Genomic DNA, 20,165 nt, shown 5'->3' with positions numbered 1-20,165 from the left:
CGCCCAGCGCAGCCGTTGAACGAACCCCCGGCCTCTCCCGGCTGTGGCACGGCGTGTTGGCCGTCGTTGTCGCGGCGGCGCTCGTCACGCAGCTCGTGCTCGTGTTCAGCGGTGGGTCCGCCGCCGGGGCCGGGGACACGACAGGGGACGAGGCCGACGCGCTGACCCGACTGGTGCGCATGCTCAGCTACTTCACCATCCAGAGCAACATCCTCGTCCTGGCCTGCTCCGTGTCCCTGGCGCTTCGCTCCGGCCGGGACGGCCCCGTGTGGCGGGTGTTGCGGCTCGACACGCTCCTCGGCATCACGATCACCGGTCTGGTGTTCGCGATCGTCCTCGCGCCGCAGATCCACCTCGAGGGTGTCTCGCTGTGGATCACCGTGGGGCTGCACTACGTCGCGCCGCCGATGACACTCGTCGGCTGGCTGCTGTTCGGGCCGCGCGGGCGGATCGACGGCGTGAGCGTGGGGTGGGCGTTCGTGTGGCCCGCGCTGTGGATCGCGTACACGCTGGTGCACGGTGCGGTCACGGACTGGTACCCGTATCCGTTCCTCGACGTGCACGCGCGCGGGTACGGTCTCGCGCTGCGGAACATCGCCGGGGTGCTCGTCGTCGCGGGCGTGCTGGCCTGGCTGTTCGCGTGGATCGACCGGCGCCTTGGTCACCGGCTCAAGCGGCCGCTGCCACTTCCCGATCACTTCTGACTCGGCAGCGCACCACCGTGCGCTCCGAGTCGGCGCCGTGCGCGTTCAGGGCCAGGACCTTGACGACGTGTTCGCCGCGGGCCATCGGGGTGCGGGGCGTCCAGGACCAGGCCCCGTCCTCCGCGACCCGCGCCCTGCCCAGGAAGCGGGCGTTCTCCCAGAGTTGGACCTGCGCGGCGCCGACCGCGACCCCCCGCGAAGCGCACCGGTTCGTGGCCCGCCTCGGGCGCCGTGACGCGCGGGGCGTCGACCCAGGTGCCGGGCGCGGCCGTGGCCCTGAGGTGGCCGTCGAGGGCGGGACGGTTCGTGTCGGGGTCCTCGTAGCCGTTGCGCGCGAAGCCGATGCGGGGCGCGATGCCGTCGATCAGGAGGTTGACCAGGGCCATGACGACCGGGACGTTGCGCCGTGCCACGCGGTCGTGGGCGGGGGCGTGCGGGGAGTCGGTCAGGATGAAGTTGAAGTTGTCGTAGTCGGCGAACAGGGTCAGGTGCGGCTCGATCTCCGTCCTGTACTGGGGGTCGCCCACCGCGGAGAGCAGGTAGATGTTGGCGTCGCGGTGCTCGCTCTCCCGGACCAGCGACGGCAGCGCCTCGTCGAGGGCGCGCACCTCGGCGTCGCTCGCGTCCCGGCCCAGCATGTAGGCGGCCGTGCGCGGGTGGAGTCGCTCGACGTAGGAGCCGATCCTGAACTGCGGGACGACCGACACGATGTTGCGGTAGCCGTACTTGAGGCCGAAGTGCAGGGCCGCGCTGCCGCCCTTCGACGTACCCAGCAGGACGCAGTCCTCGCGGGTCAGGTCGAGTGCGTCGACGAAGCGGTCGATGGTCGCGGCGACGGCGTCCTCGATGCCGAAGTCCCCTTCCTTGCACAGGTAGTAGCTGTTGTGGCCGTCGAAGCTGTCGCGGATCCACAGGACGTTGGCACGGAGGGTGTCCAGGACGCCGGTGGACCAGCCGTACTCGTCGGGGGCGTCGAAGTTGGCGAAGACGACGACCAGGCGACGGTTGCCGCCCCGCGCGTGGAAGAAGCGGTAGTCGACGGGGACCGGTCCGGCCGTGTCGGTGCCGGTGAACATGCGGCGGCCGTGGGCCGTGGAAGTGCGGGACATGCGCGAGTCGTTCCTCTGCTCGTTGGGGGGTCAGGCCGCGCGGCGGAAGCGGCCACGGGAAGGCAGGGCGGGGAGTTTCGGCACGCCGAGCATCCGGTCGACGACACGGGCCGAGGCCGAGCCGTCCTCCAGGTCGCAGTACCGATCCGCGAAGTGGCGGTACTTGAGGGCATACGTGCGGCTCAGGGAGTCGATGTCCCTTACGGCGTCGACGAGTTGGCGTGAGGTGTGCAGCAGCGGGCCCGGCGCGGACGTCTCGAAGTCGAAGTAGAAGCCGCGCAGCGTGTCGCGGTAGTGGTCGAGGTCGTACGTGAAGAAGAGCATCGGCCGGCCGGTGTTGGCGAAGTCGAACATCAGGGACGAGTAGTCGGTGACCAGGACGTCCGTGACGAGCATGAGGTCGGCCATGTCGTTGTACGTGGACACGTCGAAGACGAATCCGTCGCCCGCGCCCGGCACCGGGTCCACGACGTTGGGGTGGCGGCGCACCAACAGGGCGTGGTCGTCCCCGAGTCGGGCCCGCGCGTCGTCGAGGTCGATGCGGAAGTCGAGCGTGTACTTGCCCGCCGCGTGGTACTGGTCGTCGCGCCAGGTCGGCGCGTACAGGACGACCTTCTTGCCCTCAGGCAGGCCGATCCGCTCGCGGACAAGCGCGGCGCGCCGGGCCTGCTCCTCCTCCGTGTGGTGGTGCACGTCGTTGCGGGGATAGCCGGTCTCCAGCATCTCGCCCTCGAAGCCGAAGGCGCGGCGCAGGATGGGGGTGCTGAAGGAGTTCGGCGAGACGAGCATGTCCCACTGCCCGACCTCGGTGGCCAGGCGGTCCAGGTAGCCCTGGTCGGAGAAGTGCACCGACTCGATGTCGTGGCCGATCTTCTTCAGCGGGGTGCCGTGCCAGGTCTGGACGACGGTCTGGCCCTCGCGGCGCCGGAACCAGGCCGGGAGGTGGTTGTTGTAGACGAGGTACCGGGAGCGGGCCAGGGCCTCGTACCACTCGGGCGACCACATGCGGACGGCGCGGGCGTGCTCCGGAACCTCGATCTGGTCGTCGCGGACGACCCAGAGCAGCTCCAAGTCCGTTCCCCGACGCACCAGTTCGTCGAAGACGGCGCGCGGGCTGTCGGCGATCTGTGTGCCGCGGAAGCTGTCGAAGAGGACGGCGGAGCGCACCGGGCGCTTGCGGCAGTGCGGGTAGTGCCGGGTGCGCAACCGGCGCTGTGCGTACGGTCCGCGCGCGGCGGCCGGGATGCCGGAGTGGGAGCGCAGCGTGAACCGGTCGTGCTGCTGGGCCTGCACCTCGAAGTGGCGCCCCGCCAGGGTCCGTTCGCTGGGCAGTCCGGCGACGAGGTCGCGGCGGGCCTTGAGTACGAGGTCGCGGGCGCGGCCCGGCACGCGGAACGCGAAGTCCCAGCGGCCGGCCGCGAGCGGCACCGCGCCGTTCAGCCCTTCGACGCGCGAGGGGTCGAGCGCGAACCGGAAGCGACCGGCCACACACTCCACGGGGAAGTCCCTCTCCTCGCCCTTGGCACGGGATCGCACGACGAGGCGCAGGTCCGCCCGCTCCTCGGACGACAGGTGCTCCTGGCCGGGGTAGGCGCCCTCGACGGTCAGGCGGCCGTCGTCGGTCCAGGCGCAGCGGTCGGCGACCGGCAGTTCGTCGCGGACGAAGAGCACCAGGTAGCCGGGGGCGTTGCGCAGGACGACGACCTCGCGGTCCGCCGCCACCCGGTCGGGCAGCGGGTGGGTGCCGTCGGCGGTGTCGGGGGCGACGACCGGGTACAGCGGCCGCTTGCGGCCGGGTATGTGCAGCGAGGTCTTCCAGCCGTTGCTGCCCACGCGCCGTACCTCGGGGGTGTCCGCGCCGACCGCAGGTGCCAGTGCGCGCAGCGGGATCCGTGTGCGGAACGTGCACCAGCCCTCGCCGCCGTCCTTGAAGTCGACCGGCGCGTCGTACTCGGCGGCGCCCGTGAGCGCGCGGACCCGCAGCGTGGCGGCCGGCGGCGCCTCGGGCCCGAGGAGCACACCGCGCAGCTCCAGGTGCTCGCCGCTGACGCGGTGTCCGGTGATACGGGCACGGACGATCTCCACGCGGAGCTTGAGCGCGCCGTCGACGAAGAGCGGGACGACGCGGATGTTCTTGTCGACGTAGAAGTCCCGCGGGTGGGAGGCGCTGCCCGTGTCACCGGCGATGAGCGACTTGTACCGGAACAGACCGCGGCTGAACGCGCCGACCGCGACGTCCCAAGTGCCCTCCACCCACCGGCCCTTGTGCTTGAGGCGCTCCGGGTCGATGGTGGCCTCGAATCCGGACCAGTCATAGGAGTAGCGCTGCTGACCCGAGTGCTCGGTGGCCTCCGGCGCGTAGGTGGTGCGCGCGGGCAGCGCGAGGAACCGGCCCTGCTTCTTCTGCCGCAGCGCGACCGCCTTGAGTGAGTGGCGCCGCCTGCTGACATCGAGGTTGCGGATGTAGGCGCGGCCGGCGATCCGCAGCTTGCCGCCCTCCCACTCCGCGCTGACCAGCGAGCCCCGCAGGGTGAACTCGGGGCCCAAGCGGTAGGCGCTCTTGGGCACGCCGGTGCCGCGGTCGTCCAGGTGCGGGTACGCGAGGTGGCGTCGGAGCCGGCGGCGGACGGGCAGCGAGCCGCGGTTACCGCGCTCGAATTCGAGAACGGACAGCAGTTCGTCCAGCTTGCCCGCGCACACAAGGCTCCACTTCACGCGGTCGACGGCGCCCAGCTCCTCGACGATGCCCTCGGCCGCTTCGTCGACGAACGTGGCCGCGTGCCGCATGAAGTAGGCGCGGGTCTCGTCGTCGGCGTCCGACAGCACGTTGAGGTGGATCATGAGGTCGGACTCAAGGCAGGACCGGTCGTAGCGCCGCTTGTGCTCGACGTACTCCTCGGTCTCCCGCGCCCGCTCGGCGAGATAGCGGCTCACCGAGCCGACGGCGGTGATGCGGTCGCGGACGTTGCCCAGGGCGTGGTTCGTCTGCGTGATCGACGGGGCGGCGCCCCGGTCCCTGCGCCGCCAGTGGTAGACGGGCGTACCGACGACATCGACGCGCTCGGCGCTGTAGTGGGCGACGAGGTTGACCCACACGTCCTCGTACAGGATGCCCTCGGGGTACGTGATTCCGGTGCGGTCCCAGAAAGAGCGGCGGAACACCTTGTTCCACACGGTGCGGTCGAAGATCAGGCCGTGCTGCCGGGTGATGTGGGTGCGCCGCCGGTCCCGGCCCAGGTGCTTGTGGTGCAGGGTGGAGGGCCAGGAGGTGCGGGAGTTCATCATGCGGACGTTGCCGGAGACGAAGTCGGAGCCGCTCTTGGTGAGCGTGCCGATCAGCAGTTCGTACGCGTAGTCCGGGATGACGTCGTCGCCGTCCACGAAGGCGAGGAACTCGGCGTCCGGGTGGATGGCCCGCAGGCCGGTGTTCCGGGCGTGGCCGGGGCCGTGCGCCTCCTGCCGGACGAGGCGGAAGCGCGGGTCGGCGGCGCAGTGCCGGGCGGCGAGCTCGCCGGAACCGTCGGTGGACCCGTCGTCGACGAGGACGACCTCGAAGTCCGTGAAGGTCTGGAGCGAGATCGAGCGCAGACACTCCTCGAGATAGGTGTCCACGTTCTGGAACGGTACGACGACGCTGAGTCGCGGCGCGGCCTCGGGCATGGTCCCTCCGGGTTCGACGGGGTGCGGGTCGCGGGCAGGAGCCGAAGCTCTGCGACCAGCAATATCCATCAAAACGGGGCAATCCGGGACCACTGTGGGAGACGTCGGGGCGGATTGCGGGTGTCCTCCGGGAATCGCGTGGCGACGAGCCCCGGAGGACATCGGAGAGCGCCCCGACAAGACCAGGCCGGTCAGGCCGCCGAGCACCCCCGCTTCTCGAAGGCGGCCTTGCCGGTGTGGCTGCCGTCGGGCAGATACGGGCCCATCACCCGCTTCTCGTCGTCACCGGTCCTCGTGTTCTGCGGGACGTGGGTGAAGCCCTTGGCCGGAAGCATGTTGCGCATCAGCACATAGCCGTCGTTCACGTGACCGGCCCCGTCGCCCTTCTCGGGCCAGGCGATCCAGTCGACTCCGCACGCGGCCGTGGCATTGCGCGGCCGGTCCTCGGGCCTGCTCACGACGACCGTGTAGTAGCCGTGCTTGTCGGGGTGCAGCTGCTCGTCGTACAGACAGCTCTGCTTCCCCTCGACGCGGGTGCTCCACGCCTCGTACGCGCACATCGACCAGTACCGCAGCTGCCCGGAGCCCATCCGCTTGTCGCCGTCGTGCGTGGCCGGGGTGGTCGGGATCCTGCCGTGCAGGACCGCGACCGGGCCGAGGTCGCGGCTGAGGCGGGCGGAGACGTAGGCGTTGTCGAGGTTGGAGTACTGCCCGACGGAGCGGGGCGGGGCCGGGGTGCACTGGTCGTGGTACGTGCAGTCGCGCAGCCATTGCGTGGTGTACGAGGCATGCCAGCGCACCGGCTCGGAGGCCGGGAAGCCGACCGGTTTTCCGGGCTGTTCACGCAGCGCGTTGTATTCGTCGATGGGCTGGACGCGGGGGCCGCCCTGCTCGCCGGGTTCCAGAGCGTCGCAGACCTTCGAACCGGTCACCTTCGTGCCGTCGGCCAGGGTGAGCACCGGCTCGGGCAGGCCGACGCCCCCGCTCGCGTCGCGGCCGCGGTCGGGCACGTACACGCGGTAGACGAGCGACTGGGCGTTGCTGCCCGGCTTGCCCGCGTACAGGGTGTTGGGCTGCTGGTCCGCCGGATCCTTCGGCGGCGTGTTCGGGTCGACCTGGACGGTCCAGGAGCGCTTGGGGAAGGTGCGCTCGGCGCCTGCCAGGAACGGGTTCCGGGAGCCCGGATCGGGTTGGATCTGCTGGTCGTTGAGAGCCGTCAGCGGGGTGGCCGCGACCGGTTCGTAGGAGTTGACGGACTGGTAGCGGGCGTGCGCGTAGGCACCGTCGAGGGTCAGCTTCGCGCCCTCGGGGAGCGTGTAGTGGCTCGACCAGTACAGGGCGCCCGCGTCGAGGTAGGCGAAGTTGAACTTGTCCTGGTCGGAGGTGAAGGGGCCCGTCCAGAAGCAGGACGCGGCGCTGTCGGAGGTGGCGGGTTCCTTGCGCTCGGCGGCAGCGGAGCCGAGCGGGGCGAGGACGGCAGCGGGCAGCAGGCAGGCCGCGGCGGCGAACAGCAGTCGGTGCCCCCGGCGCCCGGGAAGTCTCATCGGGAATCTGAATCGCACGGCGCTCCCAAATCACGTCATGTGGACCGCCGGACGGTCGGGCCGACGGTGGCGCGAATCTAAGCAGCGTTTAGCGTTACGTCAATGGTTTGTGCATGGTCAGGACCCCATACGCACATTCAACTCGCCGTAATCCCGGCCCACACGCAGTGTCCGCCCGCGACCGTGCGGCTGCCCCACGCCCCGCCGGTGACCCGGTCCACGAGCAGCAGTCCGCGCCCTCGCTCGACCGAGTCCGGCGCGACGGGGGCGCGGCACAGGACGGCGGCGGGCAGGCCGGGGCCGCGGTCGAGGACCTCGACACACAGGGTGCGGCTCACGGTGAGACGCAACTGGTAGGGCCCGCGCGCGTGTTCGCAGGCATTGGCGACGAGTTCGCTCGCCACGAGGACGGCCGCGTCGACGGTGTGTGCGTCGACGGCGTACGCGTGGAGCGCCTGCCGCACCCGCTCACGGGCCTGGGCGGCGGCGAGTTCGACGGACTGGTTCCAAGTCAGCAACGGGCGGGAGCGTTCCGCGTATTCGGGCAGCGCCTGCCCACCGGTCGTGGCGCGCTGCTCGCGCGGCACGTTCGCACGGTAGACGTACATGACGGTTCCTCCGGATCTCTACGTGGGAGTGGCATCCCTGCCATGACATACGGCGCCGCCGGGAATGCGGCTCGGATACGGCGCGCGATCGTCGGGAGTTCTGTGGGAGTTCGCCGGGAGGGTGCCGCCGACCCCGCGTCGCGTACGGTGTGCGCAGCTCAATGGAGTGGCGAGGCGGTCACGGGAGGCGGACTTGGCGGACAGTGGCGACGGCACGACGGGCGCGGCAGCGCCCCGCAAGAAGGCCGTCAAGAAGGCAGCCATGGACAGCGAGGCCACGAGCAAGCTCCTGGAGCACGCCGCCCTCGAACTGATCGAGCGCGACGGCGTGCTGGCGGGCCTGAATCTGCGCGAGGTCGCCGACCGGGCCGGAGTCAACCGCGGCCTCGTCTACCACTACTTCGGCTCCCGCCGTGACCTGCTGCGAGCGGCCTTGCAGCGCACGGCGGCCGAGCGGCGGGCGCGGCTCCTCGTCGAGGAGGGGCCGCGGCGTTTCGGTGACCGGGTGGCCCGCTCGGTGCGCGGCTGTGTGCGGATGGCGTCCTCGGTCCGGCTGCTGATGATGCTGATGCTGGACGGCGACACCAAGCTGAAGACGATGCCGTTCCGCGAGCGGACCCAGGAGCGGCTGCGCACCGACATCGACAGCGGATACGTGGCGGGGGACGTGGACCCCGTGGCGCTGCACGCCTTCCTTCAGTCGGTCAACTACGGCTATGTGCTGACACGTTCGTCGCTGGCCAAGGAGTTCGGCATCGGGGTGCGGGATCTCGACGACCGGTTCGTCGCACTCCTCGAGCGCATGAGCACGGGGGTCGACGGGCCGGCCGCGGCGGCGGACGACAGCGCCGGTCAGGCCTCGCGCTCGGGGTCGAACACGTAGCCGTAGCCGCGCTTGGTGTGGATCGCGGGCGGGCCCAGTGGGTCGAGCTTGCGGCGCAGATAGCGGATGTAGGTGTCGACGGCGTCCCTGCCCTGGTGGTGCGGGCCCCACACCGCGCCGAGGATCTGCTGCCGGGACAGCACCTGCCGGGGGTGGGCCATGAGGAATTCGAGCAGCCCGTACTCGGTGGGGGTCATCTCCACGGCGGTTCCGTCGCGGGTGACGGTGCGGGTCTCCGCGACCAGCGCGATGTCACCGACGCGTACTTCACCGGGCCCGGGCCCCTTTGACCGCGGCTCCGCCTGTGGCACGGCGGCCTCGCGTTCCCAGACGCAGCGCCGGACCAGCGCCCTGATGCGCATCTGGATCTCGGTGGCATCGGCGGGCACGACGATGTAGTCGTCCGCGCCTGCCGCGAACGCGGCCACGCGCCGGTTGGACTCCGTGTGCCGGGTGAGGAGCACGACGGGCACGGTGTCGCCGCCGCCACGCAGCTCCCGCACCGCGTCGATCGCGCTGCCGTCCGGCAGCTCCGTCACGCTGATCACCAGGTCGGGGGCGGCGTCCGCGGCCCGCTCGACGAGCTCGGCCGCGGTCACCGCCGTCACAGCGTCCAAGCCGAGGATTTCCTTGCACAGCGTGGCCGCCCGGTCGGCCGGGACGCTCTCGCCGCACCCCAGGAGAGCCTTGCGAAATCTTCCGTTATCTGCGGAATGCACTATTTCAGTCTATGCAGAACCCCGGGGAGCGCGGAGGCCGGACCGGCGCACAGCCGGCCTCAGGACCACTCCCGCGCACCCCTGTCGTCACTGCCCCACCGCGTGAAAGGATGCGCGGGCACAACTCCGACACAGCACGCCCGCAGGAGGCCCGCATGCGTAGGAGGACGGGCGGGCTGATCACGACCGGTGACGGGACCGTGGTGATGCTCGCCGAACAGCGCCCCGGCGCCGACGGTCAGTGGCGGATCACCGCCCGCACCCAGGCCGGCCGGCAGATCGCCGAGGTCCGGTTCCGGCTGTGCGAGGACTGCGCGGTGGGGCGGATCCATGCGATCTGGGTGGACGAGTCGTGGCGCCGGGAGGGCATCGGCCACGAGTTGCTGCGCGGCGCGATCGCCGTCGGTGACGGCTTTCGCTGGACCACCACGCTGCAGTCGTCCATGGGCCGCCGCTTCTTCGTCGCCACGGGCGCCACGGAGGGTGTGGAGCTGTTGCACGGCCGGCCGCTGTGCCCGCACATGTTGGGGCGGTGGGGCCGGGCCTGGGCGAGACGGGCGGCGGCCTGAGCCGGTCGCCGTCCCCCGAATCTCTGCTGCATGGACCGACACCCCCTGGGTACGCGGGGCGCCGTCCGCCCGTACTCCAGAGGGGATATCGACCATGCACGAGAACTCCATCCCACAGAACGGCCACTCCCCCGCGCAGCAGGCGCTCAGCGCCCTCACCCTGAACACGGAGGACCAGGGCGCGCTCGACGCACTCGCCGAGTGCGAGGTCCTCGTACCCGTGCCCGACGAGGTGGGCGAGGAACAGGACTCGGCCTCCGCCGCGCTGTCCCTGCCGGTCATCGAGCAGCCAGGCGGCGAGCAGTTGGTGCCGTTGTTCACGTCCGAACTGCGCATGTCGGAACTGCTTCCGTTCATCTCGCGCTGCACACCGGTTCCGCTGGGCACGCTCGCCTCGCGCTGGCCGACGGAGCTGTCGATGACGATCGACGCGGGTTCGCCCGACGCCCTGACGCTCAACGGAGAGGGTGTACGGGAGTTGCTCGGCCACCGGTCCTGAGCCGGCCCCCTGCCCCACGGAGACAACCGACGACCGCAGAGGAGGCCCCGTGCCCTTCCGTGACCGTACGCACGCCGGTGAAGAGCTCGCTCTGCGGATGCTGGAGTGGGCCGACTCCAGCGATCTCGTCGACCCGGTCGTGTTCGCGCTGCCACGCGGCGGCGTCCCCGTGGCGGCGCCCGTCGCGCACGCGCTGCACGCGCCCCTCGACGTCGTGGTCGCCCGCAAGATCGGTGTGCCGGGCCGGCGCGAGACCGCGATCGGCGCCGTCGTCGGCGAGGAGCCGCCACTGTTCGACCGGGCGGCCCTCGAACTCCTGGGCCTGAGCGAGGACAAGCTCGGCCCCGATGTCGCGGAGGCCCGCGCCGAACTGCACCGCCGCACCCATCTGTACCGCACCGGCCGCCCCGCGCCGCCGGTCGAGGACCGGACGGTGATCCTGGTCGACGACGGGCTCGCCACCGGACTCACCGCCACGGCGGCTCTCCTGTCGCTCCGCCGCCGGGGCGCGGCCCGCCTCGCCCTCGCGGCGCCCGTCGGCAGCCCCCAGACCGTGGCGGACCTGCGCGGACACACAGGCGACGTGATCTGCCTCGAACAGCCGCCTGACTTCCACGCCGTGAGCGAGGGTTACGAGCGGTTCCCGCAGGTCTCGGACGCGGAGGTGCTGGACGTCCTGTACGCGTTCCACGCCCAGGAAGAGCGCCACGAGAAGAGCGGCCGCGGCGGCTGACCGCACGTTCCTGGCAGCCCGCGCGCCGCGTCACCACCCGGTGAGCACCAGATGGTTCACGAGCAGGGCGAGCCCCACCTGTGAGGCGAGCCACGGCCTCGCCCGGGGGAGGAACGCGCAGGCGGGGACGAGCCACATCGCGAAGGGCAGCCAGATGCGTTCGGTCTCCGCCTTGCTCATGCCGGACAGGTCGGCGGCGAGCAGGGCGAGGAGTGCGGCTCCGGCAAGGAGGGCGAGCCGCGCCCCACCGCCTTCCCTGTCGTCCGGCCTGACCAGAAGCCCGACCGCCCGCCGCAGCCCCGCCACCGTCGCGACGCCGACGACAAGGACCGTGCACGCGAGATTGGCCCACACCCAGTAGCCGTACGGCCGGATCCCGCCTGCGCCCTGGTAGTAGCGGGTGGTCAACAGGTGATACGCCTCCCACCAGTTGAATCCGGCGAGCGTGAACGCGGCCGGCACGACGACGAACCCGGCGCAGAACAGCCCCGCGAGCACCACCGGCCGCTCCCGCACCCTCCCCCGCCCGAGGAACAGCACGGCCAGCCCGATGACGGCGAACAGCGTGAGCCCGTACGAGAGGTAGCAGGTCAGCCCGAACAGCAGCCCTGACCCGGCCGCCCACCAGAGCGAACGTTCGCTGACCGCGAGCGCGAGCAGCGCGACCGCCCACGCGGCGACGGCGGCGAAGTAGGCGTCCGCCGAGGCGCCCATCCACACCGCGCCCGGCACGACGACCAGGAACGGGGCGGCGCGGCGCGCCAGTTCCTCTCCGGCGAGCGCCCGCACGGCGACGAGCACGGCCACGCACGCCGTCGCACCGACGGTGATGCACCACAGCCCCGCCCAGCCGCCTCCGCCGAGCCCGACGCGGTCGAGGAGGACGAAGGTGAGCGGGGCGGCGGGCGGATGTCCTGCCGTGTGGGCGGGCCAGTGGTCGGGCGCGTCGATGAGGATGTGCCGCGTGTACTCGCGCAGCGCCGCCGGGATGTCGTGGAAGCGGTCGATGACCTGTAGGTACTCGTACTTGGTGGTGAGTCGTTTCGCGATGCCGCGGTGCCAGCCGTCGATCAGGGCGAGGGAGAGGATCCAGGCGGTGGCCGTGGCCCATGCGGACGCGAGCAGGGCGCGCCAGCGGAGCCGGGCCGCGAGCACGGGTCCGTACGCGACGACGGCGGCGGCCACCGCGAGGGCGGCGGGCGTGCCGGGGCCGATGTGCGGGAGCGACTTTCCGTACAGCGGGGGCGCGCCGACGTGCAGGGTGCCGTAGGTGTCCTCGATGTGGCGGCCGACGAGCGCGGCGGTCAGTACGAGGAGGAGCGCGGCCGCGGCGGCGTACAGGTCGCGTCGTGCGGAGGATCGGTCGGTGCGGGTGGTCACACGGGAACGCTAGGCTGAGAGGCGTCCCGCACTGCGCCGACCGGCCCTGATGTCAGCGTTTCGTCATGAGTCGCGCACCCCGATTCACCCGGCTCGCGTCCTACGGTCGACACATGCGTGACACCCCCGCCTCGCCCTCCTTCTGGCGCAGCCCGCTGCGCGGCCCCTGGCTCACCTCCGTGCTGGGTCTGGTGCTGATCGTCGGCATCACCGTGCTGTTCGTGACGGGCCTCCTCTCGTACGCGGCGTACAACCCTGGTCTGTCCTCTCTCAACGACAAGACACCGGACAAGGGGATCCTCGGCTTCTACCTCTTCGACTGGCCGACGGATCCGCACTGGCTGTACCGGCTCACGCAGGGCGTGCACATCACGCTCGGCATCACGCTGATCCCCGTGCTGCTGGCGAAGCTGTGGTCGGTGGTGCCGAAGCTGTTCGCGCTGCCGCCGGCCCGCTCGCTGACACACGCGCTTGAACGTGTCTCGCTGTTGCTCCTGGTCGGCGGCGCCCTGTTCGAGTTCGTCACGGGTGTGCTGAACGTGCAGCTCGACTACCTCTTCCCCGGCTCGTTCTATCCGCTGCACTTCTACGGGGCGTGGGTGTTCTTCGCCGCGTTCGTGGCGCACGCCGTGCTGAAGGTTCCGGCGGCGGTGCGCAATGTGCGTCGCGCGCGCGAGGAGGGTGAGTTGGTGGCACCGCGCCCGGATCCGCCGACGGTGTCGCGGCGTGGTGCGCTGTGGTTCGTCGGGGGTGGCTCGCTGCTGTTGTTCGGGACGACGGCGGGGCAGAGCTTCGACGGCCTCGCGCGCCGCACCGCGCTGCTCGCCCCGCACGGCGGCGCCGACCCGGCCGAGGGCCCGAACGGATTCCAGATCAACAAGACCGCCGCCTACGCGGGCATCGACCGCGCGGAGACGGCCGAGGACGCGTGGCGTCTCGTCGTGGTCGGTCGCTCGGGCCGCACGGTGCGCCTCAGCCGCACCGAACTGACCCAACTCCCGCTGCACAGCTCGGCGTTGCCCATCGCCTGCGTCGAGGGCTGGTCGACGTCCGACCAGTGGTGGCGGGGCGTGCGACTGCGCGACCTGGCGGCGCTCGTGGGCCACGAGTCCGAGCCGCCGGATGTGCTCGTCGAGTCCCTGCAACGGCGCGGCGCCTTCCGGCACGCCGCGCTGCGCGCCAACCAGGTCGCCGATCCTCGCTCGCTGCTCGCCCTGTACGTCAACGGGGAGGCACTCTCCCCCGACCACGGCCACCCGGCGCGCGTGATCGTGCCTGCCGCGCCGGGCGTACTCAACACCAAGTGGGTCGCCCGGCTCACCTTCGGAAAGGTGTGACCGTGATGTCACTCTTGCGTCGCATCCCTTCGGGCAGACGCGTCCCGTTGGGCAGCCCGCTTCAACTCCTGTTGCTGCTCTGCTCGTTCGCGCTCGCCGGATATGCGGGCGTGCGGCTGCTGGCCGACGACTGGTTCGGGGTCGCGTTGTGGTTCGTGGGGGCCGCCCTGGTGCACGATCTCGTGCTGGTGCCGCTGTACGCGGGGGTGGACCGGCTGCTCGTTCGCGGGTTCGCGGCGGCCGGGCGGCGGGAGCGCGTGGGGTACGTGCGGGTTCCCGCCGCCCTGTCGGGGCTGCTGCTGCTCATCTGGTTCCCGCTGGTCAGCGGGGCGGTCGACGAGCGGTACCGGTCGGCGACCGGCCGCTCCGCCGATGTGTACCTCGGTCACTGGTTGCTGGTCACGGCCGCACTGTTCACGGGGTCCGCGCTGCTGTTCGCGGTGCGGGTACGCAGCGCGGCGAAGCAGCGGCCGCCCACGGACCACTGATCGACGGGGCGCAGACCGGCCCCGGCCGCGTACCGGAGCAGGGCCGGGGTACCGAGCCGGGCCCAGGGGAAGGGGTGGCCCCCGGACTGTCCCGGCTGCTGCGCCTGTCCCGGTGAGTCGGTGACCTGCACGCTGGCGCGCTCGTCCACGTCGACGGGTGCCGTCTCGGCCACCAACAGGCCGCCGGAGGCGAGGAGTTGGGCGACGCGGGTGAGCAGGGTGTGCGGTTCGCCGCCGATGCCGACATTGCCGTCCATCAGGAGCACGGTGTTCCAACGGCCCTCGCCGGGCAGCGGGTCGAACACCGAGCGGCACAGCGCCTGGCCGCCGAGGCCCCGGCTGTGGGCGACGGCGGCGTCGCTGACGTCGACGCCGAGGGCCGTACGGCCCCGCGCGGCGAGTTCCGCGACGAGCCGTCCGGGCCCGCAGCCGACGTCGAGCACGGCGCCCTCGCAGCGGTCGAGCACCTGCCGGTCGACGGCGTCGGCCCGCGCGCACCAGCGTTCGACCTCCAGTGGCAGCAGCCAGCCGTCGGTGCGGCGCAGGAAGAGGGGTCCGCGCCCGGAGCGCAGGGCGGCGGAGTACGGATCGGCGCCCGCCCAGGGGGCGGCGGGCGCGCTCACGGCGGATCCTATGCGCGCTCTCACTGGTGCACCCCCGTCGTACATCGCGCCAGGCGCGCGGCGAACCGGCCGTGCGGCGCCTGCGCGGCCACGGCCGCGGCGTCGTCCGCGGTGTCCACGTCGCGCAGCGGCGGCAGGTCGCGCACCCTGAGGCCCGCCTCGACGAGCCGGGCGCGCTGTGCGGCACCGGTGTACGCCGTGGACATCGGCACACCGCGCAGCAGACCCGGGTCGGGGTCGGCCAGGCCGAGGGCCCAGAAGCCGCCGTCGAGCGCCGGGCCGAACCAGGCGTCGCAGTCGGCGAAGTCGACGGTGAGCAGGTCGGGGTCGACCTGCGGAGTGTCCATGCCGATGAGCAGCGCGGGCCCGGCGCACCCGGCGAAGGCGGCCGCGAGGCGTTCATCGAGGCCGCCCGCGCACTGCGGCACGACCTCGAAGCCGGGCGGCAGCCAGGGCCCGGGTTCCCCGTCGAGGACGAGGACGCGGCGGGCGGCCGGTGCCTGGGCGACCGCGTCCAGGGTGTCGGCGAGCGCGGCCTCGGCGAGGTCCGCCGCCTCCTCGGGGGTGAACGGCGGGGTGAGGCGGGTCTTGACCCGGCCGGGGCGCGGCTCCTTGGCGATGACCAGGAGGTCGTGAGGGGCGCTCACCTGACGCTCCCTTCCCGGTCTTCCCGTTCGGGCGTCTCGCCCAGCACCCGGCTCATGTCGCGCACCGCGTGCCAGGTGCCGCGCCAGGTGCCGGTCACCTTGGAGGCGCCGGTGCGCGGCAGGTACGGCACGTCGTGCTCGGAGATTCGCCAGCCGGCGTCGGCGGCGCGCACCACCATCTGCAGCGGGTAGCCGCTGCGCCGGTCGGTGAGGCCGAGTCCGAGCAGCGCCTCGCGGCGTGCGGCGCGCAGCGGCCCGAGGTCGTGCAGGCGCAGGCCGGTCCTGCGGCGCAGCATGCGGGCGAGCGCGAGGTTGCCCGCGCGGGCGTGTGCGGGCCAGGCACCGCGCGCCGTCGGGCGACGCCGTCCGAGCACCAGGTCGGCCTCGCCGTCGGCCACTTCGCGTACGAAGGGGACGAGCAGGCCGGGGTCGAGGGAGGCGTCGCAGTCGCAGAAGCACACGATGTCGGCGTCGGACGCCGTAAGGCCCGCGTGGCAGGCGGCGCCGAATCCGCGCCGCTCTTCGCGCACGACCTGGGCGCCCAGGGAGCGGGCGATCCCGGCGGAGCCGTCAGTGGAGCCGTTGTCGACGACGAGGGCGCGCCAGTGCGGCGGGATCCGGTCGAGGACCCAGGGCAGGGCCTCGGCCTCGTTGAGGCAGGGAAGGACCACGTCGACGGTGGTGGGTGGGCTTGTCACGGGTCTCACCCTACGAGCCCGATTCCGACATTTCGGGTGCTAGATCCTTACGAAACACGGACGTCGGCTCCTCGGGCCCGGCCGGGACGCCTCGGAAGCCCGGCGCGGTGCGAGGCTGGTGACATGCAGCAGCCATACGAGCCCACGGGGCCGGCACCCGACGACGGCGCGGGCCGCGTCCTCGTCGTCGACGACGACCCCACCGTCGCCGAGGTGGTGGCGGGATACCTGGACCGCGCCGGCTACCGGGTGGACCGCGCGGACGACGGCCCCACGGCCCTCGCGCGCGCCGCCGCGCACCGGCCCGACCTGGTGGTGCTCGACCTGATGCTGCCCGGCATGGACGGCCTGGAGGTGTGCCGCCGAATGCGTGAACGCGGCCCCGTCCCGGTCATCATGCTGACCGCGCGCGGCGACGAGGACGACCGGATCCTCGGCCTGGAGGTCGGCGCGGACGACTACGTGACGAAGCCGTTCAGCCCGCGCGAGCTGGTGCTGCGCGTGGAGTCGGTGCTGCGCCGCGCCCGCCCCGCCACCGACCGGCAGCGCCCGCTGGTCGCGGCGGGCCTCACGGTCGACCCGGCGGCGCGCCGGGTCACGCGGGAGGGCGCCGAACTCGCCCTGACACTGCGCGAGTTCGACCTCCTGGCCTTCTTCCTGCGCCATCCGGGGCGCGCGTACAGCCGGGAGGACCTGATGCGCGAGGTGTGGGGCTGGGAGTTCGGCGACCTGTCGACGGTCACGGTCCACATCCGCCGGCTGCGCGGCAAGGTCGAGGACGATCCGGCGCGCCCGCGCCTGATCCAGACGGTGTGGGGCGTGGGCTACCGCTTCGAGCCGGCCGGCCAGGTGGTGTGAGTGACCATGCACGACACCCTCCTCATCGCCCTGTACGCCTTCGCGGGCGCCGCCGCCACGGGCCTGGCCGGGGCGGGTGCGCTGCGGCTGCTGCGGCGGCGCTCGCTCACCGCGTCGCTCGCCGTGGTCTCCACCGTCGGCGTGGTGGCGATGCTGGCGGGCACACTCGCCGTGGCGTGGGCGATGTTCCTGTCGGCGCACGATCTGACCGTGGTGACGCTGGTGGTCGCGATGGCGGCGGCCGTGTCGCTCGCCACGGCGCTCGTCCTCGGCCGCTGGGTCGTGGCCCGCAGCCGTGAACTGGCCGTCGCCGCGCGCTCGTTCGGCGACGGCGGCGACTTCGCCGCGCCCGACGCGCCGGCCACCGCCGAACTGGAGGAGCTCAGCCGGGAGCTGGCGGCGACCAGCGCCAAGCTCGCCGCCTCCCGGGAGCGCGAGCGCGCCCTGGAGACCTCGCGGCGCGAGCTGGTCGCCTGGATCTCGCATGATCTGCGCACCCCGCTCGCGGGGCTGCGCGCCATGGCGGAGGCCCTTGAGGACGGCGTCGCCGCCGACCCGGACCGCTATCTGCGCCAGATGCGCACGGACGTCGAGCGGCTCAACGACATGGTGGGCGACCTCTTCGAGCTGTCCCGCATCCACGCGGGCGCGCTGCCGCTCGCCCCCGCCAGGATGTCCCTGTACGACCTGGTCAGCGACGCGCTGGCGGGCGCGGACCCGCTCGCCCGTGAGCACGGGGTGCTGCTCGTCGGCGAGCAGGTGGAGCCGGTGCCGGTGGAGGTCGACGGAAAGGAGATGAGCCGGGTCCTGGGCAATCTCCTCGTCAACGCGATCCGGCGCACCCCGGCGGACGGCACGGTCGCCGTCGCCGCGCACCGTTCGCCGGAGGGCGTGGTGGTGTCGGTCTCGGACGCCTGCGGCGGTATCCCCGAGGAGGACCTGCCGCGCGTCTTCGACACCGGCTGGCGCGGCACCCACGCCCGTACGCCCCCGGCGGGCGCGGGCCTGGGCCTCGCGATCGTGCGCGGCATCGTGGAGGCGCACGAAGGCCGGGCCACGGTCCGCAACATCCCCGGCGGCTGCCGTTTCGAGGTGACGCTACCCAGCACCGAAACCTGGACCTCTGCTTGACTTGGACTGATTCCAAGTTAGGATCTGGACTACGATCCCGTCCGATCCGCATTCCTCTGGGTCGCTCCCACGAGCAGGCCCGGGTGGCGCGCAGAAGGAGCCAGCCTTGCCCGAGAACAACCAGAAGCCGCTGACCACGGTCGCCGGAGCGCCGGTTCCGGACAACCAGAACTCCGTGACCTCCGGGCCCCGCGGCCCGATGCTCCTGCAGGACGTGTGGTTCCTGGAGAAGCTCGCCCACTTCGACCGCGAGGTCATCCCCGAGCGCCGTATGCACGCCAAGGGCTCCGGCGCGTTCGGCACCTTCACGGTCACCCACGACATCACGCGGTACACGACCGCGAAGATCTTCTCCGAGGTCGGCAAGCAGACCGACATGTTCGCCCGGTTCTCCACCGTCGCCGGCGAGCGCGGCGCGGCCGACGCCGAGCGCGACATCCGCGGTTTCGCCCTGAAGTTCTACACGGACGAGGGCAACTGGGACCTGGTCGGCAACAACACCCCGGTGTTCTTCTTCCGTGACCCGCTGAAGTTCCCGGACCTGAACCACGCGGTGAAGCGCGACCCGCGCACGAACCTGCGCGACCCCGAGAACAACTGGGACTTCTGGACCAACCTCCCCGAGGCGCTGCACCAGGTCACCATCGTGATGTCGGAGCGCGGCATCCCCGCCTCGTACCGGCACATGCACGGCTTCGGCTCGCACACATACAGCCTCATCAACGCCGAGGGCGAGCGGTTCTGGGTGAAGTTCCACCACCGCACCCAGCAGGGCATCAAGAACCTCACCGACGCCGAGGCCGAGGCCCTGGTCGGCAAGGACCGCGAGTCCCACCAGCGCGACCTCTTCGACTCGATCGAGAACGGCGACTTCCCGAAGTGGAAGCTGTTCATCCAGGTCATGCCGGAGGCCGACGCGGAGAACTACCGCTTCCACCCCTTCGACCTCACCAAGGTCTGGTCGAAGAAGGACTACCCGCTGATCGAGGTCGGCGAGTGGGAGCTCAACCACAACCCCGACAACTACTTCGCGGACGTGGAGCAGGCCGCCTTCACCCCGGCCAACGTGGTCCCGGGCATCAGCTACTCGCCCGACAAGATGCTGCAGGGCCGCCTCTTCTCCTATGGCGACGCGCAGCGCTACCGGCTCGGTGTGAACCACCACCAGATCCCGGTCAACGCGCCGAAGAACCCGGTGAACTCCTACCACCGCGACGGCGCCATGCGCGTCGACGGCAACCAGGGGGCCACGCCCGGCATCGAGCCCAACTCGTACGGCCGCTGGCGGGAGCAGCCCGCCTACCGCGAGCCGAGCCAGGCCGTGGGCGCCGTCGCCGACCGGTTCGATTTCCGCGAGGACGACGACAACTACTTCGAGCAGCCCGGCAACCTGTTCCGGCTGATGAGCGCCGAGCAGCAGCAGGTCCTGTTCGCGAACACGGCGCGCGCGATCGACGGCGCGTCGCAGGCGACCGTCGAACGGCACATCGCCAACTGCACGCAGGCCGACCCGGCCTACGGCGAGGGCGTCCGCAAGGCGATCGAGGCCCTGGCCGCGGGCGAGCTCTGAGCATGAGCGGCAGCTCTCCGAGCGGCAGCGCGCTGACGCCCGAGCAGACGGAGCGGGTCCTCGCCCTCGCCATGGATCTGGCGCGCGAGGGCCGCTCCGCCGAGCTCGTCGAGTTCGTGCGGCACGGGCTGCCCGTGGACGTCACCGACGCGCAGTCCAACAGCCCGCTGATGCTGGCCGCCTACCACGGTCACGCCGACACGGTCCGCGCACTGCTCCAGCTCGGCGCCGACCCGGATCTGCGCAACGCACGCGACCAATCACCGGTCGCGGGCGCCCTGTTCAAGGGCGAGGAGGAGGTAGTAGCGGTGCTCGTCGAAGCGGGCGCGAATCTCGACGCCGGCACCCCGTCGGCGCGCGCCGCGGCCACGATGTTCGGCCGCGAGCACCTGCTGGCCCGCTGAC

Annotated in this window: 20 protein-coding genes; 11 read left to right on the top strand and 9 right to left on the bottom strand. The window is 71.9% G+C overall.

Annotation, left to right across the window (positions count from 1 at the left end):
* Positions 1-53 precede the first annotated feature (53 nt).
* On the top strand, positions 54-704 hold the full coding sequence (locus tag ACIRHA_RS06815) for a Pr6Pr family membrane protein (RefSeq protein ID WP_403840712.1): 651 nt from the start codon (positions 54-56) through the stop codon (positions 702-704).
* Here the strand turns inward: ACIRHA_RS06815 and ACIRHA_RS06810 are convergent.
* The 4 genes from ACIRHA_RS06810 to ACIRHA_RS06795 all read right to left on the bottom strand — a co-directional run bounded on the left by ACIRHA_RS06810 (position 695) and on the right by ACIRHA_RS06795 (position 7,625).
* The gene (locus ACIRHA_RS06810; protein ID WP_403840710.1) at positions 695-1,813 is read right to left on the bottom strand and encodes a hypothetical protein; all 1,119 of its coding nucleotides are present in this window, start codon (positions 1,811-1,813) and stop codon (positions 695-697) included. The genes ACIRHA_RS06815 and ACIRHA_RS06810 overlap by 10 nt on opposite strands.
* Positions 1,814-1,843: 30 nt before the next feature.
* A complete protein-coding gene (locus ACIRHA_RS06805; protein WP_403840708.1) occupies positions 1,844-5,473 on the bottom strand; it encodes a CDP-glycerol glycerophosphotransferase family protein in 3,630 nt (1,209 codons plus the stop codon).
* Between the two features lie 191 nt (positions 5,474-5,664).
* On the bottom strand, positions 5,665-7,017 hold the full coding sequence (locus ACIRHA_RS06800; protein WP_403840705.1) for a hypothetical protein: 1,353 nt from the start codon (positions 7,015-7,017) through the stop codon (positions 5,665-5,667).
* 137 nt (positions 7,018-7,154) lie between these two features.
* Positions 7,155-7,625, bottom strand: a complete 471-nt coding sequence (locus tag ACIRHA_RS06795) for an ATP-binding protein (protein WP_403840702.1) — start codon at positions 7,623-7,625, stop codon at positions 7,155-7,157.
* Positions 7,626-7,818: 193 nt separating this feature from the next.
* Between ACIRHA_RS06795 and ACIRHA_RS06790 the strand changes: the two genes are divergently transcribed.
* Positions 7,819-8,508, top strand: a complete 690-nt coding sequence (locus tag ACIRHA_RS06790) for a TetR/AcrR family transcriptional regulator (RefSeq protein WP_403840700.1) — start codon at positions 7,819-7,821, stop codon at positions 8,506-8,508.
* On the opposite strand, the gene ACIRHA_RS06785 is transcribed toward ACIRHA_RS06790, so the two are convergent.
* Positions 8,478-9,125, bottom strand: a complete 648-nt coding sequence (locus tag ACIRHA_RS06785) for a response regulator transcription factor (protein WP_403840697.1) — start codon at positions 9,123-9,125, stop codon at positions 8,478-8,480. The two genes, ACIRHA_RS06790 and ACIRHA_RS06785, sit on opposite strands and share 31 nt — an antisense overlap.
* A 257-nt stretch (positions 9,126-9,382) precedes the next feature.
* Between ACIRHA_RS06785 and ACIRHA_RS06780 the strand changes: the two genes are divergently transcribed.
* The 3 genes from ACIRHA_RS06780 (at position 9,383) to ACIRHA_RS06770 (ending at position 11,028) form a co-directional block, all read left to right on the top strand.
* Positions 9,383-9,796 carry a GNAT family N-acetyltransferase gene (locus ACIRHA_RS06780; RefSeq protein WP_403840695.1) on the top strand — a complete coding sequence of 138 codons (414 nt, stop codon included), beginning with the start codon at positions 9,383-9,385 and terminating at the stop codon, positions 9,794-9,796.
* Positions 9,797-9,890: 94 nt separating this feature from the next.
* The gene (locus ACIRHA_RS06775; protein WP_403840692.1) at positions 9,891-10,295 is read left to right on the top strand and encodes an SseB family protein; all 405 of its coding nucleotides are present in this window, start codon (positions 9,891-9,893) and stop codon (positions 10,293-10,295) included.
* 49 nt (positions 10,296-10,344) lie between these two features.
* Positions 10,345-11,028: a phosphoribosyltransferase gene (locus ACIRHA_RS06770; RefSeq protein ID WP_403840690.1), complete on the top strand. Its 684-nt coding sequence runs from the start codon at positions 10,345-10,347 to the stop codon at positions 11,026-11,028.
* Between the two features lie 30 nt (positions 11,029-11,058).
* On the opposite strand, the gene ACIRHA_RS06765 is transcribed toward ACIRHA_RS06770, so the two are convergent.
* Positions 11,059-12,408, bottom strand: a complete 1,350-nt coding sequence (locus ACIRHA_RS06765; RefSeq protein ID WP_403840687.1) for a hypothetical protein — start codon at positions 12,406-12,408, stop codon at positions 11,059-11,061.
* A gap of 113 nt (positions 12,409-12,521) precedes the next feature.
* Between ACIRHA_RS06765 and ACIRHA_RS06760 the strand changes: the two genes are divergently transcribed.
* Together ACIRHA_RS06760 and ACIRHA_RS06755 are read left to right on the top strand one after the other, a co-directional pair.
* Positions 12,522-13,745 (top strand): molybdopterin-dependent oxidoreductase, encoded by a 1,224-nt coding sequence (locus ACIRHA_RS06760; RefSeq protein ID WP_403840685.1) that lies wholly within the window; start codon positions 12,522-12,524, stop codon positions 13,743-13,745.
* Between the two features lie 5 nt (positions 13,746-13,750).
* On the top strand, positions 13,751-14,233 hold the full coding sequence (locus ACIRHA_RS06755; protein WP_403840682.1) for a hypothetical protein: 483 nt from the start codon (positions 13,751-13,753) through the stop codon (positions 14,231-14,233).
* On the opposite strand, the gene ACIRHA_RS06750 is transcribed toward ACIRHA_RS06755, so the two are convergent.
* The 3 genes from ACIRHA_RS06750 to ACIRHA_RS06740 are packed head-to-tail and all read right to left on the bottom strand — an operon-like array spanning position 14,131 to position 16,201.
* Positions 14,131-14,901 carry a class I SAM-dependent methyltransferase gene (locus tag ACIRHA_RS06750; protein ID WP_403840680.1) on the bottom strand — a complete coding sequence of 257 codons (771 nt, stop codon included), beginning with the start codon at positions 14,899-14,901 and terminating at the stop codon, positions 14,131-14,133. The genes ACIRHA_RS06755 and ACIRHA_RS06750 overlap by 103 nt on opposite strands.
* Positions 14,877-15,503: a DUF2064 domain-containing protein gene (locus ACIRHA_RS06745; RefSeq protein WP_403840678.1), complete on the bottom strand. Its 627-nt coding sequence runs from the start codon at positions 15,501-15,503 to the stop codon at positions 14,877-14,879. The genes ACIRHA_RS06750 and ACIRHA_RS06745 overlap by 25 nt, the downstream gene beginning before the upstream one ends.
* Positions 15,500-16,201 carry a glycosyltransferase family 2 protein gene (locus ACIRHA_RS06740; protein ID WP_403840676.1) on the bottom strand — a complete coding sequence of 234 codons (702 nt, stop codon included), beginning with the start codon at positions 16,199-16,201 and terminating at the stop codon, positions 15,500-15,502. Before ACIRHA_RS06740 ends, ACIRHA_RS06745 begins: the two co-directional genes overlap by 4 nt.
* A gap of 123 nt (positions 16,202-16,324) precedes the next feature.
* Between ACIRHA_RS06740 and ACIRHA_RS06735 the strand changes: the two genes are divergently transcribed.
* The 4 genes from ACIRHA_RS06735 (at position 16,325) to ACIRHA_RS06720 (ending at position 20,164) form a co-directional block, all read left to right on the top strand.
* Positions 16,325-17,059 (top strand): response regulator transcription factor, encoded by a 735-nt coding sequence (locus ACIRHA_RS06735; protein ID WP_403840674.1) that lies wholly within the window; start codon positions 16,325-16,327, stop codon positions 17,057-17,059.
* A gap of 6 nt (positions 17,060-17,065) precedes the next feature.
* On the top strand, positions 17,066-18,190 hold the full coding sequence (locus tag ACIRHA_RS06730) for a sensor histidine kinase (RefSeq protein ID WP_403842155.1): 1,125 nt from the start codon (positions 17,066-17,068) through the stop codon (positions 18,188-18,190).
* Between the two features lie 106 nt (positions 18,191-18,296).
* On the top strand, positions 18,297-19,760 hold the full coding sequence (locus tag ACIRHA_RS06725) for a catalase (RefSeq protein WP_403840671.1): 1,464 nt from the start codon (positions 18,297-18,299) through the stop codon (positions 19,758-19,760).
* 2 nt (positions 19,761-19,762) lie between these two features.
* Positions 19,763-20,164, top strand: a complete 402-nt coding sequence (locus tag ACIRHA_RS06720; protein WP_403840669.1) for an ankyrin repeat domain-containing protein — start codon at positions 19,763-19,765, stop codon at positions 20,162-20,164.
* The last annotated feature ends 1 nt before the right edge of the window (position 20,165 follow it).

The sequence above is a fragment of the Streptomyces sp. NPDC102360 genome (assembly GCF_044766085.1).
Lineage (GTDB): Bacteria > Actinomycetota > Actinomycetes > Streptomycetales > Streptomycetaceae > Streptomyces.
Note: the sequence above shows the minus strand (reverse complement) of the source record. Positions and strands in the feature narration are given on the sequence as shown.